Consider the following 15,075-nt stretch of genomic DNA (forward strand, 5'->3'; position numbering starts at 1 on the left):
GGGGACCAAGCCCCGGCCGACACGAGGAAGGACGGAAGATGTCGACCTACACAGTGGATTCGGAGGCGCTGGCGGCTTCGGCGGCGCGGGTGGCGGGTACGGTGGAGCGCCTGCGCGCGGAGGTGTCGACGATGATGGCGGATCTGACCGCCCTGGAGGGGACATGGAGTGGCGGCGCCCAGCAGAACTTCTCGGCCTGCGTCCTCCAGTGGCAGGGGGCGCAGACCCATGTGGAGTCGGCCCTTGACGCCATCAGCACCCAGTTGGTGGCGGCTTCCAATGTCTACGGGGAGGCCGAGTCGATCTCCACCGGACTGTTCACGGCTTCATGACAGGGGGGCCGGCCCCTGCTGGGACCGGCCCCCCTGGAGGACTCAACCGCTCAGTGGCGGCGGTGTCGGCGTCGGGCTCAGTACATGCCGCCCATGTCGTCGCCACCGTGGCCCGCGGGGGCCGGCGGCTCCGGCTTGTCGGCCACGACGGCCTCGGTGGTCAGGAACATTCCGGCGATCGAAGCCGCGTTCTGCAGAGCGGAACGGGTGACCTTGACCGGGTCGGAGATGCCCTGGGCCATGAGGTCCCCGTACTCGCCGGTAGCGGCGTTCAGGCCGAAGCCGGCCTCCATGCCCGCGACGCGGTCGGCGACGACGCCACCCTCGAGGCCCGCGTTCTCGGCGATCTGCTTGAGGGGGGAGGAGATGGCCACGCGGACGATGTTCACGCCCGTGGCCTCGTCGCCCTCGACCTGCAGGTCGTCCAGGACAGCGTTGGCCGCCTGGATGAGGGCGACGCCGCCACCGGCGACCAAGCCCTCTTCGGTGGCCGCACGCGCATTGCGCACGGCGTCTTCGATGCGGTGCTTGCGCTCCTTGAGCTCGACCTCGGTGGCCGCACCGGACTTGATGACGGCCACGCCGCCGGAGAGCTTGGCCAGGCGTTCCTGGAGCTTCTCACGGTCGTAGTCGGAGTCGGTGGTCTCGATCTCCTGGCGGATCTGACGCACGCGGGCGTCGATGTCCTCCTTCTCACCGGCACCCTCGACGATGGTCGTCTCGTCCTTGGACACGACGACGGAGCGGGCGCGACCCAGCATGTCCAGCTCGGTGGTCTCCAGGGTCAGGCCCACCGTCTCGGAGATGACCTGGCCTCCGGTGAGGATCGCCATGTCCTGGAGCATCGCCTTGCGGCGGTCGCCGAAGCCGGGGGCCTTGACGGCCACGGACTTGAAGGTGCCGCGCATCTTGTTCAGGACCAGGGCGGTCAGGGCCTCGCCCTCGACGTTCTCGGCGATGACGAGCAGCGGCTTGCCGGTCTGCATGACCTTCTCGAGGATGGGCAGCAGGTCCTTGACCGAGGAGACCTTGGAGTCGACGAGGAGGATGAAGGGATCCTCCAGGACGGCCTCCTGGCGCTCCGGATCGGTGACGAAGTAGGCGGAGATGAAGCCCTTGTCGAAACGCATGCCCTCGGTGGTCTCCAGGGTGGTCTCGAAGGAGTTGGTCTCCTCGACGGTGACGACGCCCTCCGCGCCGACCTTCTCGAAGGCGTCGGCGATCAGCTGACCGATGGCCTCGTCATTGGCGGAGATCGATGCGGTGGCGGCGATCTGCTCCTTGGTCTCGACGGCCTTGGCGTCCTTGTGCAGCTGGGCGACGATGGCCTCGACGGCCGCGTCGATGCCGCGCTTGAGGGCGATGGGGTTCGAGCCGGCGGCGACATTGCGCAGGCCCTCGTGGACCAGCGCCTGGGCCAGCACGGTCGCAGTGGTGGTGCCGTCACCTGCGACGTCGTCGGTCTTCTTGGCGACCTCCTTGACCAGTTCGGCGCCGATGCGCTCGAAGGGGTCCTCCAGGTCGATCTCCTTGGCGACGGACACGCCGTCCTTGGTGATGGTGGGGGCACCCCACTTCTTGTCGAGGACGACATTGCGGCCCTTGGGGCCCAAGGTCACCTTGACGGTGTCGGCCAGCAGGTTGAGGCCGCGCTCCATGCCGCGGCGCGCGTCCTCGTCGAAGTGGATGATCTTGGCCATGTGTGTCTTTTCCTTCCGCGATGCGGATCGGGGTCGGTGCCCGCGACGGACGACCACCGGCGGCGACGCGCCTGTCGCGTGCCCCCGGGAGCCTCACCGGACCCGGTCGAATCTGTCACTCTGCCGTGGCGAGTGCCAGCGTCAAGTTTGGCACTCTCACCCGGCGAGTGCAAGACGAGGAACCCCCGGGCCCGGCCCAGGGGTTGGCTCACTTGAGCAGTGCGACGATGTCCTGGTCTCCCACGTCGGAGCTCTCCTTGACACGGTCGATGCCGAGCAACGAGGCCACCTGCTTGGCCGTGGCCTCCAGTGAGGCGTCGCGGTAGTACACGGTCGAGGTCTCGGCCTGCCATCCGTCGTCATTGGCCGCCCGCACCGCGGTGAAGCCGCCGTCGGTGAGCTTGTGTGCGTTCTCGGCCGCCAGACCCTGCCGGCCGGTGCCGTTGAGCACGGAGATCACCGCGTCATTCTTGACCGGGGGCGGGGTCGACTGGGGAGTCTCGGTCGGGCGCGACTGGGGAACCTCGGGGGTGGGAGCAGGCGCCGGGGCGGGCGCCGACTGGGGGACCTCGGGCGCGCTCTGAGGGCCGCTGGCCACCAGGTCCGAGGGCGCGGACTGCTGGGTCGCCGCACTCGAACCGGACTGGGAGTCGGCACCCCTGTTGATGAGGAAGCCACTGACGGCCCATCCGAGCAGCGGAGCGACGACGAGGACCGCAAGGAAGGGCCACACGGCCTTCCACCTCGAAGGCATGGGCCGGTGCATGCCCACGGGCATGTCCTCACCGGCGACGTCGAATTCGTCCTTGGGGTAGTCAGCACTCACCCTCACAGACTAACCGCGCGAGGTGCGCGGTGTCCGCCTCGTGGGCGGGCGCGCCGATTCTTGCGCCACTCCTTCGCCATCGCCATCCGCCGTCACAATGTGCCATCGTGGAGTCATGACGCACACCCCTCGCCCTTTGGAAGAACTGCTCGATCCGGGCTGGGCCCGGGCCTTGGCGCCCGTCGAGCCCCGCATCCACGAACTGGGTGCCTGGCTGCGTGAGGAGATCGCCCACGGACGTGGGTACCTGCCCGCCGGGGCGGATGTCCTGCGCGCCTTCACCCTGCCTTTCGACCGGGTCAAGGTCCTCATCGTCGGCCAGGACCCCTACCCCACCCCCGGACACGCCATGGGACTGAGTTTCTCCGTGGCGCCCGGGGTGGAGATCCCCCGCTCACTGCAGAACATCTTCACCGAACTCGAAGCCGACATCGGCTGCCCCCGCCCGACATCGGGAGACCTGTCCCCTTGGGCGCGCGAGGGCGTGTGCCTGCTCAACAGGGTCCTCACCGTCCGGCCCGGCGCCCCGGCCTCGCACCGGGGGCGCGGATGGGAAGAGGTCACCCAGTGCGCCATCGACGCCCTCGTCAATCGCCCGGGCCCGGCCCGCACGGACGCGGAGGGAACTTCGGCCGGCGTGGGGCGCGCCCCGCTGGTGGCGATCCTGTGGGGACGTGACGCCCAAAACCTGCAGCCCCGTCTCCAGGGGGTCCCGGTCATCGCCTCGCCCCACCCCTCGCCGCTGTCGGCGCGCCGCGGGTTCTTCGGGTCGCGCCCCTTCAGCAGGGCAAATGAGCTGCTCGCGGAGCAGGGGGCGGAGCCTGTGGACTGGGCGCTCGCCTGAGAATGCTCAGTAGTGGGAGACGACAGGGGTGCCGATCTCGTTCCACTGGTAGATCCAGCCGGCCTCGTCCACGGGCAGGTTCACGCAGCCGTGCGAGCCGTTGACCGAACCGCGGCCGAATTCTCCGACCCACGGGGCTCCGTGCAGGGCGTAGGAACCCGTGAAGTAGGAGACCCACGGCACGTCCTTCGCACAGTACGGCCAGTCGGGGGTGCATCCCATGTCCTGGGCCTCGTACTTGAGGTAGACGTGGAAGATGCCGGTGACGGTCTCATTGCCCGCTGAGCCGTGGTTGATGGGAATGGGGCCGTGCACCGCCGTCAGGCCCTCATAGGCCGTCAGCGTGTTCTTCGTCAGGTCGACGTCGATCCACTTCTCCCCCGCATGTGCCGGGTAGGGGTACTTCTCCGCGCCGGGCAGGACCGGGCGCGTCTCATTGGTCGGCGGGACCTTGTCGTAGTCGAAGGAGCCCTGGAAGGCCTTGCCGGCGCCGATGGCCGTCAGCAGGTCATCGGCGACCTTGTCGGCGTTGTTCACCTTCAGGCCGTCCTTGCCGGGAAAGGCCTTGGCGAGGACCTTGCCGGAGGCGTCCACATTGTCGATGCCGGGGCGCGGTTCCTCATTGGTCTTCTCCGCAGTGGCCTCGACCCAGGCCTTGACCTTCGCCTTGTCGACCACGGGGTCCGCCAGGGTGCCGTCCTTTTCCGCAATGGTCACCCAGCCCGCCTTGTCCTTCGCGGTGGCCGTGTAGGTCTCGATCCCGTCGGTCACCGAGACCTCCTGGGCGGACATGGCATTGGCCTTGTCGGCGGCCGCCTTGGCCTCCGCAGTGGTGATGTCCGGTTCAACGTCCTTGACCTCGAGGGAGACGCTCTGCGCGGACAGGCTGGACACGGCCTTGTCCAGGGCGGCGGCCAGTGCGGCGGTGTCGACGCTCTTGCCGGGAGCGGACTCGGTGACCGTGAAGACTCCGTCGGCCCCCGGTGTGACGGTGGCGTTCTTCATGGCGGGGCCGGCGGAGGCGGCAAGCTTTTCCGTGTAGGCGTCCAGCGCCTTCTGATCGCGCGAGACGCTCACCGGCACGTCCTGGCGACCGACCAGCGCTTCGATGCGGGAGACGAAACCCGTGTTCCTGGCCAAGGCGGCGTCCGCGGTGGCGCCTGCGTCAATGGTGACCCCCAGATCCGAAAGCTTCGCCACCGACTGGGTGCCCGCCACATCGGAGGTCACGGTGATGCCGTCGGCCAGCGACTGGACCTGCGCGACGATCTGGTCCCGGGTCCTGCCCGACACGTCGGTGCCCGCGACGGTGGTTCCCGCCAAGGCCTTGCCCTCGTACTGGTAGGCGTATGCGGCTGCTCCGCCACCGCACACGAGGAAGGCACCGCCGAGCACTGCGGCGACGACGACTTTACGGGACGTGGATTTGGCGTTCATCACAGCCCATGCTAACGGCACGCGCGCATGAAGGCCATGAAGCGTCCACTCACATTTCCTGGGAAATCCGCCACACATGACCATGGTCTGCCTGCGAGGACCCTCCGAATGGCCCCGTGCGGAGATAGTCTGTGGCCGGGCCACAGGCCCCGTCCTCGCACATGGGGGATGCTGAACGAGGAGAAGGAGGAGCCTCCGATGAGCGACCCACGAGTCCTGCTCGTACCCGGAGGCACCGGCATCGGCGCCGTCGCCCTGGCACACGCCGCCATCCACAAGATCGTCGAGCTTCGCGCGGAGCGCCTTGCCGATCCCGACCACCGTGCGCCCCACACGATCGCGGTCGTACGTGACCCCGCTCTGGTCCCGCCCTCGTCACTGAGGACCGCGGCCATGGGCCTCGAAGAGGCTTTCCCCGCCGACGCCTTCCCCGAGGTCGTCCCCCATCTGGGTGATCCGGCCTTCTGGAGGGGGGTCGACCTGGTCCTGGCCACGTCGGGGTCCACAGCAGGTCGGCCGCGACTGGTGGGCCTGTCGGTCGAGGCGCTCGTGGCCTCGGCCAAGGCCACCCACGACGTCCTCGGCGGCCCCGGGAAGTGGATCCTTGCCCTGCCCGCCCACCACGTCGGTGGCGCCATGGTGCTCGTGCGCGCGGCCGTGGCCGAGATCGCGCCGCAGGTCGTCGACATTTCCGCAGGATTCTCCCCCCTGGACCTGCTGCCCGCCCTGCGCGGCGCCACGCAGGACCCCGATCTTCCCGGCTACCTGTCGCTGGTGCCCGTGCAACTGCGCGCATGTCTGGAAGGCCCTGACGAGGTCCTCGACGAGATGGCGAAACTACGGGCGATCCTCGTCGGCGGCTCCGGCCTGGACCCCACGATGCTCCGCGCCGCCCGCGAGCGCGGTTTGGCGATCGTCCAGACCTACGGGATGACGGAGACCTGCGGCGGCTGCGTCTACGACGGCCGTCCCCTGCCCGGCACCAGCGTGCGCACCGTCGAGGTGGATCGCACGAAGCGCCTGACGATCTCCGGCCCGATGCTCTTCACCCGCTACCTGGACGCCGAGGCGCCCTTCCTCGACGAGGGCGGCCGCCGCTGGCTGGTGACGGGGGACTTGGGGCGGATCAACGCCGGGGGGATGGTCGAGGTCCTTGGCCGGGCCGACGACGTCATCATCTCCGGTGGGCTCAACATCGCCCCCGCGCCGGTGCGCAATGCGGTCAATTCGATGCCCGGGGTCCTGGACTCGTGGGTGCTGGGCAGTCCTGACGCCCGTTGGGGCCAGGTGGTGACGGCGATCGTCGTGCCGCGCGCCCCGGTTGCCGAGGTCGACCCGGATTCCTTCGGGCAGGCCGTGCGCGACCATGTGGGCTCCCTCCTGGGGCGCCCGCAGGCGCCGCGACGGGTCGTCGTGGCCGACTCGCTGCCGCAGTTGCCGACCGGCAAGATCGACCGTCGCGCCCTGCGCCATTTCGTCGAGGACGAGGCCGCCGTCCGGGAGTGGCGCAGATGACCGGCTCTTCGTCGTCGCCCTCGTCGAGGCCCTCCGTGGCGGCCGCTTGGGTGGAGGGGGCTCGCCTGCGGACCCTGCCTGCGGCCGCCGCGCCGGTCCTGGTCGGGACGGCCGCCGCCGTGAACCTCGGCACCTGGGCTCCCGGGCGCGCCGCCCTTGCCCTTGTAGTGGCCCTGGCACTGCAGGTGGGGGTCAACTACTCCAATGACTACTCCGACGGGATCCGCGGAACGGACGAGGACCGTGTGGGCCCGCCGCGTCTGACAGGAGGGGGTCTGGTCCCTCCGAAGGTGGTCCTGGCGGCCGCCCTGGGCTGCTTCGCCGTGGCGGGCCTGGCGGGTCTGGCACTGCTGTGGCTGTCGGGCCAGTGGTGGTTGGCGGTGGCGGGAGTGGCCGCCGTGGTGGCCGCGTGGTTCTACACGGGTGGTCGCACCCCTTACGGGTACATGGGCATCGGTGTGTCCGAACTCATGGTGTTCGTCTTCTTCGGGCTCATGGCCTGTGTGGGGACCACATGGACACAGGTGCCGCAGGCCCCGTGGTGGCTGTGGGTCGCCGCGTCCTCGCTGGGATTGCTCTCGGTGGCGATGCTCATGGTCAACAACATCCGTGACATCGACACCGATGCCGTGGCCGGCAAGAGGACCTTGGCGGTGCGTCTCGGGAGACGGGTCTCGCTCATCGTCTTCTCGGGTTGTCTGGCGCTGCCCGGCTTGGGGCTCTTCGCCGTGGTCCTGCACGCATGCAGTCGTGAGGCGATCGCCATGTTCGTCACGGTGGTGTGGCTGGTCATGGCGGCCGTTCCGGCCCGCCTGGCGCGTGGGGCCAGGACCGGGTCCGAACACGTCCTGGCCCTCAAGCGCACGGGCCAGGTCATGCTCGTGTGGGCGGGCATCGCCTGCCTGGCCCTGCTGGCACGGGCCGGATTGGCTCTGCTCCCGTAGGATCGAGGGGTGGCCAGAGTCCTCCTTGTCCTCCTGTGGATCTCCGTGACGGTGTACGCCGTCGCCGACTGGGCGCGCACGCCCGAGGAGAACACCCCCGGACGCATTCCCCGCGTGGCGTGGCTCTTCATCATCCTCATCACGGCGCCCACCTTCTCCATCGGCGCTCTGGCGTGGATCGTCGTGCGCCGGGTGCAGCTTGCCGAAGCCCGTCAGCGCGGCGAAGAGGTGGACGGCGGCTCCGAACCGCTGCTCGGAGGAATCGCGCGGAGCATCGGGAAGACCTTCACCGGCACCGATGCGGATTCGGCTTCCCCTGTGGCACCCGATGACGACCCGGAGTTCCTCTTCAAGTTGCAGCGGGAGATCCAACGCCAGCGTTCGCAGGGCGCATCGGGCCGCCGCGACCAGAACCCGGAGTCGCCCACCGAGACGACGCCGGAGTCGCCCGCGGACGAGACGGATGAGGCCGAGAACCCCGACCAGGCCCAGGACTGAGCAGGACTCGGACTGCCGGGCCACGGGCCGGTCCCTTCTTCACCTTTGCCGCACGACCATCCCCGACCTGGGAGTGAGCAACACGTGCCCCGTGCACTCGGCCCCTGAGACGAGGTCGGTGCCCACGATTCCGCCGAGCTCGACCGCCCGGTCCCCGTGGTTGAGCAGGAAGAGCACATTCGCGCGACGAGAGGCCTCGACCCCGTCGGGCAGCCCGGCGATGACGGGCCGCACACGCGCATGGGCGGCGAGGACGTCCAGGAGGGCCGCCCGTGAGAGGGCGTCCAGGTCACAGGCCACGTACCAGGCGGCCCCGCCACCCCCGCCCTCGTGTGCACGCCGCGTGACGGCGGCACGACCCGCCAGGTCCACCCCTGCCCCACGCCCGTCGAAGAAGGCGACGACCTGGGCCGTGGGTCCTTCGCCCGGGGCCCGCTCCAGCAGGCGGACTTCCTCTGCCCACATGCCTGCGCGCAGGTCCGGGGCGGGTGAGCCCAGGCGTTCCAGGGCGCGGCGCAGCGGCTCGGAGTTTGCCTCCAACCCCACCCATGTGAGCGCGCCGGGTGCGCCGACGGCGCGAGTGAGCCGGTGGACGGCCTCGCCGCGGCGCCACTGGGGTGCCTCGTGGGCGGCTGTGGCTGCGGGGCCCGTGAGGGCCGCATGGTCGGTGACCGAAACTCCGAGGAGTTCTCGCAGCGACCCGAGGTAGCCGCCCAGGATCGCCCTGCCCGTCTCGTCGACCACCCCGCTGGGGCCGGCCACCACCACCTGGGCGCCGCCGGCCACGGCCTGCTCCAGTTTCCGGGTGAACTCCGGGCGGTCGATGAAGATCTCCGGCACGACGACCAGGCGGTAGGTCGACAGGTCGTCCTCGACTCCGACGACGTCGACTTGGTGACCCGCCTCCCACAGGCTCCGGTGCCAGGCGCGCGCACCGGTGAAGAACCCCTGCTCCTCGGTCGGCCCGATGCACGCATGGCGCGCCCACTGCGACTCCCAGTCCAGGACCACGGCGGCTTCGGCCTCGACGCGGGTGCCGACGACCTCGCCCAGGCGCGACAGAACCTGCCCGGTGTGCACGACCTCGCTCCAGGTGCGCGAGTCGGCTCCCGCATGGGGAACCATGCCGGAGTGGAAGGTCTCCGAGCCGGCACTGCTCTGACGCCACTGGAACTGGAGGAGGGCGTCGGCGCCATGGGCAAGTCGCGCCAAGGACCACAGGAGGAACTGCCCGGGACGCTTCGGGCTGTTGCGTGCCCTCCACTGGACGGCTGAGGGCGCCTGTTCCATGAGCATCCACGACCCGCCGCCGGCCAGGCCCCTCATGAGGTCTCCCGCGAAGGCCAGTTCGTGGGCGGCTGCCGGGTCGGCGGGGTCCGGGTAGGAGTCGTCGGCGACCAGGTCGAGGTGGGGTGCCCAACGCCGGTAGTCCAGGGCGGGGAAGGCGCCCATGAGGTTCGTCATCACGGGCGCCGAGGAGTGGGCGCGGATCGCTTCGGCCTCGGCCAGGTACAGGCTGCGCAACTGGTGGTCGTTGAAGCGCAGCCAGTCCAGTGCCTGAGCGGGATTGTGGAAGGTGGGCATCTCACCGGGGGCGTCCACCTGGGAGAAGTCCGTGTAACGCTGCGACCAGAAGTCGGTGCCCCATGCGCAGTTGAGGGCCTCGATGCTTCCGTGGCGCTGGGCCAACCACGCGCGGAAGGCGGCGCGGGATTCCTCGGAGAAGCATTCGCGCACGTGACAGCCGTACTCGTTGCCCACGTGCCACATGACGAGCGCCGGGTGGGTCCCGAAACGTCGGGCCATTGCGGTGGCCAGCCCCACTGCGGCGCGTCGATAGGTGGCCGAGGAGGGTGAGAACTGTTGACGCGACCCGAAGCACAGGCGCACCCCGTCTCGGCGCACGGGCAGCGTGTCGGGATGGTCGGTGGCCATCCACGCGGGCGGCGAGGCCGTGCCGGTGGCCAGGTCCACCATGATCCCGGCCTCGTGGCAGCGGTCGAGGACCTCTTCCATCCAGTCCAGGTCGTAGCGCCCTTCGCGCGGTTCGAGTCGCGACCATGCGAAGACTCCCAGGGTGACCAGGGTGACGCCGGCCTCGCGCATGAGGGTGATGTCGCGTTCCAGGGTCTGGGCCCGGCCCCACTGGTCGAAGTACTGCTCGGGATTCCAGTCGCCCCCGTAGGCGGGGGCCGTCAGGGCAAGGACATCCATTCCGGGCACGGTGGTCTCCTTCGACGAGGGCGGGGACGGCCCTTCCAGTATCCGTCACCTGCCCGCCCGGTTGTACGCTCTGGTGATGTCGGTGTGAGGGAAGGAGCCGGTGATGAAGCGCCATGAGCGCCTGACGGCACTTTTCGAGCTCATCTCCACCCACGAGACGATGTCCGTCGACCAGCTCGTGACTTCACTGGGGGTCTCGGCGGCGACGATCCGACGCGACCTGGACCAGTTGGCCCAGCAGCAGCTCATCACCCGCACCCACGGCGGGGCGACGACCTCGCCGACCTCGTCGGACATTCCCCTGAGGTACAAGTCCAGTGCCCGCCACGCCCGCGAGAAGCGCCGGATCGCGGTGCACGCCGCGTCCTTGGTCTCCCCCGGCGAGGCGATCGCCCTGAACGGAGGGACCACCACCACCGAGGTGGCCCGCGAACTTGCCCTGCGCACGGATCTGCAGTCGGGTGCGACGACGGAGGCGGTCGTGGTGGTGACCAATGCGGTGAACATTGCCAATGAGTTGGCCGTGCGCCCCCACATGCGGGTGGTGCTCACCGGCGGGGTGGTGCGTCCCATGAGTTTCGAGCTCATCGGCCCGCTGTCGAGTCATGTCCTGGATTCCGTCGCCATCGACGCCCTCTTCCTGGGCATCCACGCCCTCAATGACGAGGGCGCCTTCACGTGGGACGACGGTGAGGCGGCAGTCGATGCCCATCTGGTGGCCAGGGCCCGCAGGGTGATCGCCGTGGCCGACCACACGAAGTTGGGGGCCACGGCCTTCGCACGGATCGCCCCGCTGTCCTCCATCGACGTCCTCGTCACCGATGACGCCGCCTCCGCGGAGCTGGTGGCCCGCCACAGGGAGGCAGGGGTCCGGGTCGACCTGGTCTGACCCGGACCGACGCCCTCACCCGCCTTCCGACTGGCTGGCGACCATGAACTCCACAACGACCGCCCCGGCCCGCGCGGGGTCCTCCAGGGCAAGGGAGTGCGTGACCTCGTCCTGACCCCGCAGGTCCCGCGCCGCGAAACCTTCGCAGTGGGGGTGCGCGTGTGGCCGGGTTTTTCGCCGCCGACCCTGGAACAGATCCTGGTACAACTCCCGGGCGGGCGCCCGGCCGACCAGCAGCGCTGAATCCCATCGGGAGGCACGGGCCACGTACCCTGTGCCCATGAGCGCACTGGACTTCGTCTCCGACACCTTCGACCCTTCCCGTTGGCGCGAGGTCGCGGGTTTCGACTTCTCCGACATCACCTACCACCGGGGAGTCTCACGCGGCCCGGACCTGGACGGGCGCCCCGCGGGCGAGGACGTGCCGGTGGTGCGCATCGCCTTTGACCGGCCGCGGATCCGAAACGCCTTCCGCCCCCGGACGGTCGACGAGCTCCACCGGGCACTCGACCATGCGCGCATGACCAGTGACGTGGGCGCGGTGATCCTGACCGGCAACGGCCCCTCCCCCACGGATGGCGGGTACGCCTTCTGTTCCGGCGGGGACCAGCGGGTGCGGGGCAGTGACGGCTACAGGTACGAGGTCGAGGGCGCCGACGCCCAGGCCGGGATCGCCCAGCGGCGCGAGCAGGTGGACCCGGCAAGAGCGGGTCGCCTGCACATCCTGGAGGTCCAGCGCCTCATCCGCACCATGCCGAAGGTCGTCATTGCAGCAATTCCGGGATGGGCCGCCGGCGGCGGGCACTCCCTCAATGTCGTCGCCGATCTGTCGGTGGCCTCCCTCGAACATGCCGCTTTCATGCAGACCGATGCCAATGTCGGCTCCTTCGACGCGGGCTACGGGTCGGCGCTGCTGGCCCGCCAGTGCGGAGACAAGCGGGCCCGGGAGATCTTCTTCCTCGCGGAGCGTTACGACGCGGCCACCGCCGAGAGGTGGGGCGTGGTCAACAGGGCCGTCCCGCACGCCGAGTTGGAGGAGGTCGCCCTGCAGTGGGCGCGGACGATCTCGACGAAGTCGCCCCAAGCGATCCGCATGCTCAAATTCGCCTTCAACCTTGCTGACGACGGCCTGGCGGGCCAGCAGGTCTTCGCGGGTGAGGCCACCCGCATGGCCTACATGACGGCCGAAGCCCAGGAGGGCCGGGACGCCTTCCTCGAACACCGCCAGCCGGACTGGTCGGAGCACCCCTACTACTTCTGAAGGGGCACACCACCCTCGTATCGAGCCCTTGCCGGAATGTAGTAGGTCTACTACATTTGGCAGTATGCACGCATCAGAATGTGCGTACAGGTGCATGCACACCAGCGCGCGCACGGGGCACCCTGACAGGAGGTTCGGATGAGCGCCATCGACGTGAGGGACCTGCACTTCACGTGGACCACCGAGGAAGTGCTCAAGGGAATCGACCTCGTCCTCGAACCCGGAGAACTCCTGTGCCTCCTGGGACCCAATGGCACGGGCAAGACGACGCTGGTGGAGAACATCCTCGGCTCGGTGGCCCCCGACTCCGGCAGCGTTCGCGTTCTCGGCGTCGATCCACGAAAGGCCCCCGCCGCCTTCTGGAGCCGCATCGGATTGGTCCAACAGAACTGGAGTGACCACCCGAAGTGGCCCGTGCGCGAACAGTTGGAGTGGATCCGGGTCCTGCACAGTGCCGCCGGAGCCACCCGCAGCGTGGAGGAGGTCCTGTCCGCAGTGGGCCTGGCCGACAAGGCCCGCAGCAAACTCTCCAGCCTGTCCGGCGGGCAGCGGCGCCGCATCGACTTCGCGGCCGCACTGATCTCCGACCCGGAGGTCCTCATCCTCGACGAACCGACCACCGGCCTCGACCCCGTCTCCAAGGCGGAGATCCACGACCTCGTCGCCGACTGCGTCGACCGCGGGGCCGCCGTCGTCTACACGACCCACGACCTGGCCGAAGCCCACAAGATCGCCTCGGTCATCACCATCATGCGCGACGGCCGCATCGCGGTCACGGGCACCGCCGACCAGATCCTCGCCGCGCACTCCCACTGCACGGAGGTCACGTGGGTCGAGGACGGCCGCACCCACGTCCACTCCACCGAGACCCCCGAGGAGTTCCTGCGTGAGCTGCTGCGACGCGAGGTCCACGAGCTCACTGTCACCCGGCCGACCCTGGAGGACGCCTACCTGGCCCTCATGAAGAAGGAGCAGAACCAGTGATCCGCGCCGTCCTCACGGCCGCCCTGCACCAGGCGCGCGTCGACCTCAAGCCCTCTGTCCTGGGCCCCTCCCTCATCTCCCTGCTCTTCCCCGGGATTGTCCTGGGCATCCTCGTGTGGGTGAACGGGCCCGACTCGAAATTCGCCCACGGATTCGGCCCCTTCCTGCTCACCGGGACCATCGGCGCCCTGGCGGCCCTGCTGCCCCTGGAACTGGTGAGCACCTACTACTCCGAGCGCGTCTCCGGCACGCTGCTGCGGGTACGGACCCTACCGCACGGGGGACTCGCCTGGTCCATCGGCAGGGCCCTCACCCATCTGACGACCCTGACGATCACGCAGACCGGGGTGCTCGTCGTCGTCCTCGTCTCCTTCCCCTCCCTGGGGATCGGCCCCGCCCAGGTGGCCCTGACCGCGGCGGTGGCGCTGCTGGCCAGCATGGCGTGCGCGCCCATCGGTTTCATCCTGGGCTCACTGGTGCGCAACGTGTACGGGATGATGCTGTCCATGGCGGTCATCCTCGGCCTGTTCGCCACCTCCGGGGCCTTCATCCCGCTGAGTGCCATGCCCACGTGGGTGGGAGTCCTGCAAGCGCTCCTGCCCTTCCGGTGGGCGTCGGAACTCACGCGCTGGGCACTGCTGGGCGCCGCCGAACCCGCAGTCACGGCGAGTGCGGCGAATGTGTCGGTCAGCGTCGGCGCCCACCCGCTGTTGTGCGTGGCGATCCTGGCGGCGTGGGCGGTCATCGGCTTCCCCGTGGCCGCCCAAGTGGTGCGCAGGGGCTTCCGAGCGGAGACGCTGAGTACCCTTGAGAAGGTCCGCTCCACCCTCCGAGCACAGTCAGGACTCTGATGGCCGACGACCTGGTGCACAACCGCATCGCCGTCCTGCGCGCAGACCGCAAGGTCTCGCGCAAGCAGCTGGCGGATGCGCTGGGTGTGCACTACCAGACGGTGGGCTACCTGGAGCGTGGCGAGTACTCGCCCTCGCTGGCCCTTGCCCTGCGCATCGCGCGCTTCTTCGAAGTCCCCGTGGAGTCGGTGTTCTCGCTGGAGCAGTTCCCCAGGCTCAGTTGAGCTCGCGCCTAGGACCGTAGGTGGCCACGATGTTGCCCTTGCGTGTGGCGCGGGCACTGAGCAGCTCCAGGCGAGTCGTGGCCATGGTGTCGAAAAGACCTCTCCCCTTGGCGGCGACCACGGGATGGATGATGAGTGTGAGTTCATCCATCAGTCCTGCCTCAAGGCATTGGCGGACGACGGACAGCGACCCCTGGATGGCGATGTCCCCGCCTTCACCCTCCTTGAGGCGGGAGAGGGCCTCGATCATGTCCCCGTCGATCAGTTCGCAGTTCCGCCACGTGATCCGTGCCGGGGTCAGTGTCCTGCTGGCCACCAGTTTCGGCGTGGAATTGATGAAGTCCGCAAAACCCGCGTCCTCGCCATCGGTGACCGTCGGCCAGTACGGCGCCCACTCCTGGTAGGTGACACGCCCCAGGACCACGGTGTCGATCCGCTAATTCCCCGAGGTCCTCGTCGAAGCTGTCGAATTGGAAGGTGTGCGGATCCGAGGTGATGCCGTCAAGGGAATGGAAGAGTCCGGCAATGAGGCAGCGGGGCATGTCAG

Annotated in this window: 16 protein-coding genes; 11 read left to right on the forward strand and 5 right to left on the reverse strand. The window is 69.2% G+C overall.

All coding sequences use genetic code 11. The features are described from left to right. Positions 1–38 precede the first annotated feature (38 nt). On the forward strand, positions 39–332 hold the full coding sequence (locus tag I6B53_RS09375) for a WXG100 family type VII secretion target (RefSeq protein WP_216763968.1): 294 nt from the start codon (positions 39–41) through the stop codon (positions 330–332). Between the two features lie 77 nt (positions 333–409). Here the strand turns inward: I6B53_RS09375 and groL are convergent, their stop codons facing one another. Together groL and I6B53_RS09385 are read right to left on the reverse strand one after the other, a co-directional pair. Beyond that, on the reverse strand, positions 410–2,032 hold the full coding sequence (gene groL, locus I6B53_RS09380; RefSeq protein ID WP_216763969.1) for a chaperonin GroEL: 1,623 nt from the start codon (positions 2,030–2,032) through the stop codon (positions 410–412). Between the two features lie 208 nt (positions 2,033–2,240). After that, a complete protein-coding gene (locus I6B53_RS09385) occupies positions 2,241–2,858 on the reverse strand; it encodes a LytR C-terminal domain-containing protein (protein WP_253953856.1) in 618 nt (205 codons plus the stop codon). A 115-nt stretch (positions 2,859–2,973) separates the two neighbouring features. On the opposite strand from I6B53_RS09385, the gene I6B53_RS09390 reads away from it, so the two are divergent. Next, positions 2,974–3,702: a uracil-DNA glycosylase gene (locus I6B53_RS09390; protein ID WP_216763970.1), complete on the forward strand. Its 729-nt coding sequence runs from the start codon at positions 2,974–2,976 to the stop codon at positions 3,700–3,702. 6 nt (positions 3,703–3,708) lie between these two features. Here the strand turns inward: I6B53_RS09390 and I6B53_RS09395 are convergent, their stop codons facing one another. Continuing rightward, positions 3,709–5,139, reverse strand: coding sequence for a L,D-transpeptidase family protein (locus I6B53_RS09395; RefSeq protein WP_216763971.1), 1,431 nt, complete (start codon positions 5,137–5,139; stop codon positions 3,709–3,711). A gap of 198 nt (positions 5,140–5,337) precedes the next feature. Here I6B53_RS09395 and I6B53_RS09400 point away from each other — a divergent pair, with 198 nt between their 5' ends. Genes I6B53_RS09400 through I6B53_RS09410 form a run of 3 tightly spaced genes read left to right on the forward strand, consistent with a single transcriptional unit; the run spans position 5,338 to position 8,096 of the window. After that, on the forward strand, positions 5,338–6,654 hold the full coding sequence (locus I6B53_RS09400) for an AMP-binding protein (RefSeq protein ID WP_216763972.1): 1,317 nt from the start codon (positions 5,338–5,340) through the stop codon (positions 6,652–6,654). Beyond that, positions 6,651–7,598 carry a 1,4-dihydroxy-2-naphthoate polyprenyltransferase gene (locus I6B53_RS09405; RefSeq protein WP_216763973.1) on the forward strand — a complete coding sequence of 316 codons (948 nt, stop codon included), beginning with the start codon at positions 6,651–6,653 and terminating at the stop codon, positions 7,596–7,598. Before I6B53_RS09400 ends, I6B53_RS09405 begins: the two co-directional genes overlap by 4 nt. Before the next feature lie 9 nt (positions 7,599–7,607). After that, a complete protein-coding gene (locus I6B53_RS09410; protein ID WP_216763974.1) occupies positions 7,608–8,096 on the forward strand; it encodes a phospholipase in 489 nt (162 codons plus the stop codon). Positions 8,097–8,135: 39 nt separating this feature from the next. On the opposite strand, the gene I6B53_RS09415 is transcribed toward I6B53_RS09410, so the two are convergent. Further along, positions 8,136–10,310, reverse strand: coding sequence for a beta-galactosidase (locus tag I6B53_RS09415; protein ID WP_216765448.1), 2,175 nt, complete (start codon positions 10,308–10,310; stop codon positions 8,136–8,138). Between the two features lie 112 nt (positions 10,311–10,422). Between I6B53_RS09415 and I6B53_RS09420 the strand changes: the two genes are divergently transcribed. The 6 genes from I6B53_RS09420 to I6B53_RS09445 all read left to right on the forward strand — a co-directional run bounded on the left by I6B53_RS09420 (position 10,423) and on the right by I6B53_RS09445 (position 14,528). Further along, positions 10,423–11,208, forward strand: coding sequence for a DeoR/GlpR family DNA-binding transcription regulator (locus I6B53_RS09420; protein WP_216763975.1), 786 nt, complete (start codon positions 10,423–10,425; stop codon positions 11,206–11,208). Between the two features lie 96 nt (positions 11,209–11,304). Beyond that, positions 11,305–11,451, forward strand: coding sequence for a hypothetical protein (locus I6B53_RS09425; protein WP_216763976.1), 147 nt, complete (start codon positions 11,305–11,307; stop codon positions 11,449–11,451). A gap of 37 nt (positions 11,452–11,488) precedes the next feature. Beyond that, on the forward strand, positions 11,489–12,469 hold the full coding sequence (locus I6B53_RS09430; protein ID WP_216763977.1) for a 1,4-dihydroxy-2-naphthoyl-CoA synthase: 981 nt from the start codon (positions 11,489–11,491) through the stop codon (positions 12,467–12,469). Between the two features lie 138 nt (positions 12,470–12,607). Beyond that, a complete protein-coding gene (locus tag I6B53_RS09435; protein ID WP_216763978.1) occupies positions 12,608–13,453 on the forward strand; it encodes an ABC transporter ATP-binding protein in 846 nt (281 codons plus the stop codon). Continuing rightward, positions 13,450–14,304, forward strand: coding sequence for an ABC transporter permease (locus I6B53_RS09440; RefSeq protein WP_216763979.1), 855 nt, complete (start codon positions 13,450–13,452; stop codon positions 14,302–14,304). Before I6B53_RS09435 ends, I6B53_RS09440 begins: the two co-directional genes overlap by 4 nt. Next, positions 14,304–14,528, forward strand: a complete 225-nt coding sequence (locus I6B53_RS09445; protein WP_216763980.1) for a helix-turn-helix transcriptional regulator — start codon at positions 14,304–14,306, stop codon at positions 14,526–14,528. The genes I6B53_RS09440 and I6B53_RS09445 overlap by 1 nt, the downstream gene beginning before the upstream one ends. Here the strand turns inward: I6B53_RS09445 and I6B53_RS09450 are convergent. Further along, a complete protein-coding gene (locus tag I6B53_RS09450; protein ID WP_216763981.1) occupies positions 14,521–14,952 on the reverse strand; it encodes a dihydrofolate reductase family protein in 432 nt (143 codons plus the stop codon). The two genes, I6B53_RS09445 and I6B53_RS09450, sit on opposite strands and share 8 nt — an antisense overlap. Between the last annotated feature and the right edge of the window lie 123 nt (positions 14,953–15,075).

The sequence above is a fragment of the Schaalia sp. 19OD2882 genome (assembly GCF_018986735.1).
GTDB lineage: Bacteria > Actinomycetota > Actinomycetes > Actinomycetales > Actinomycetaceae > Pauljensenia.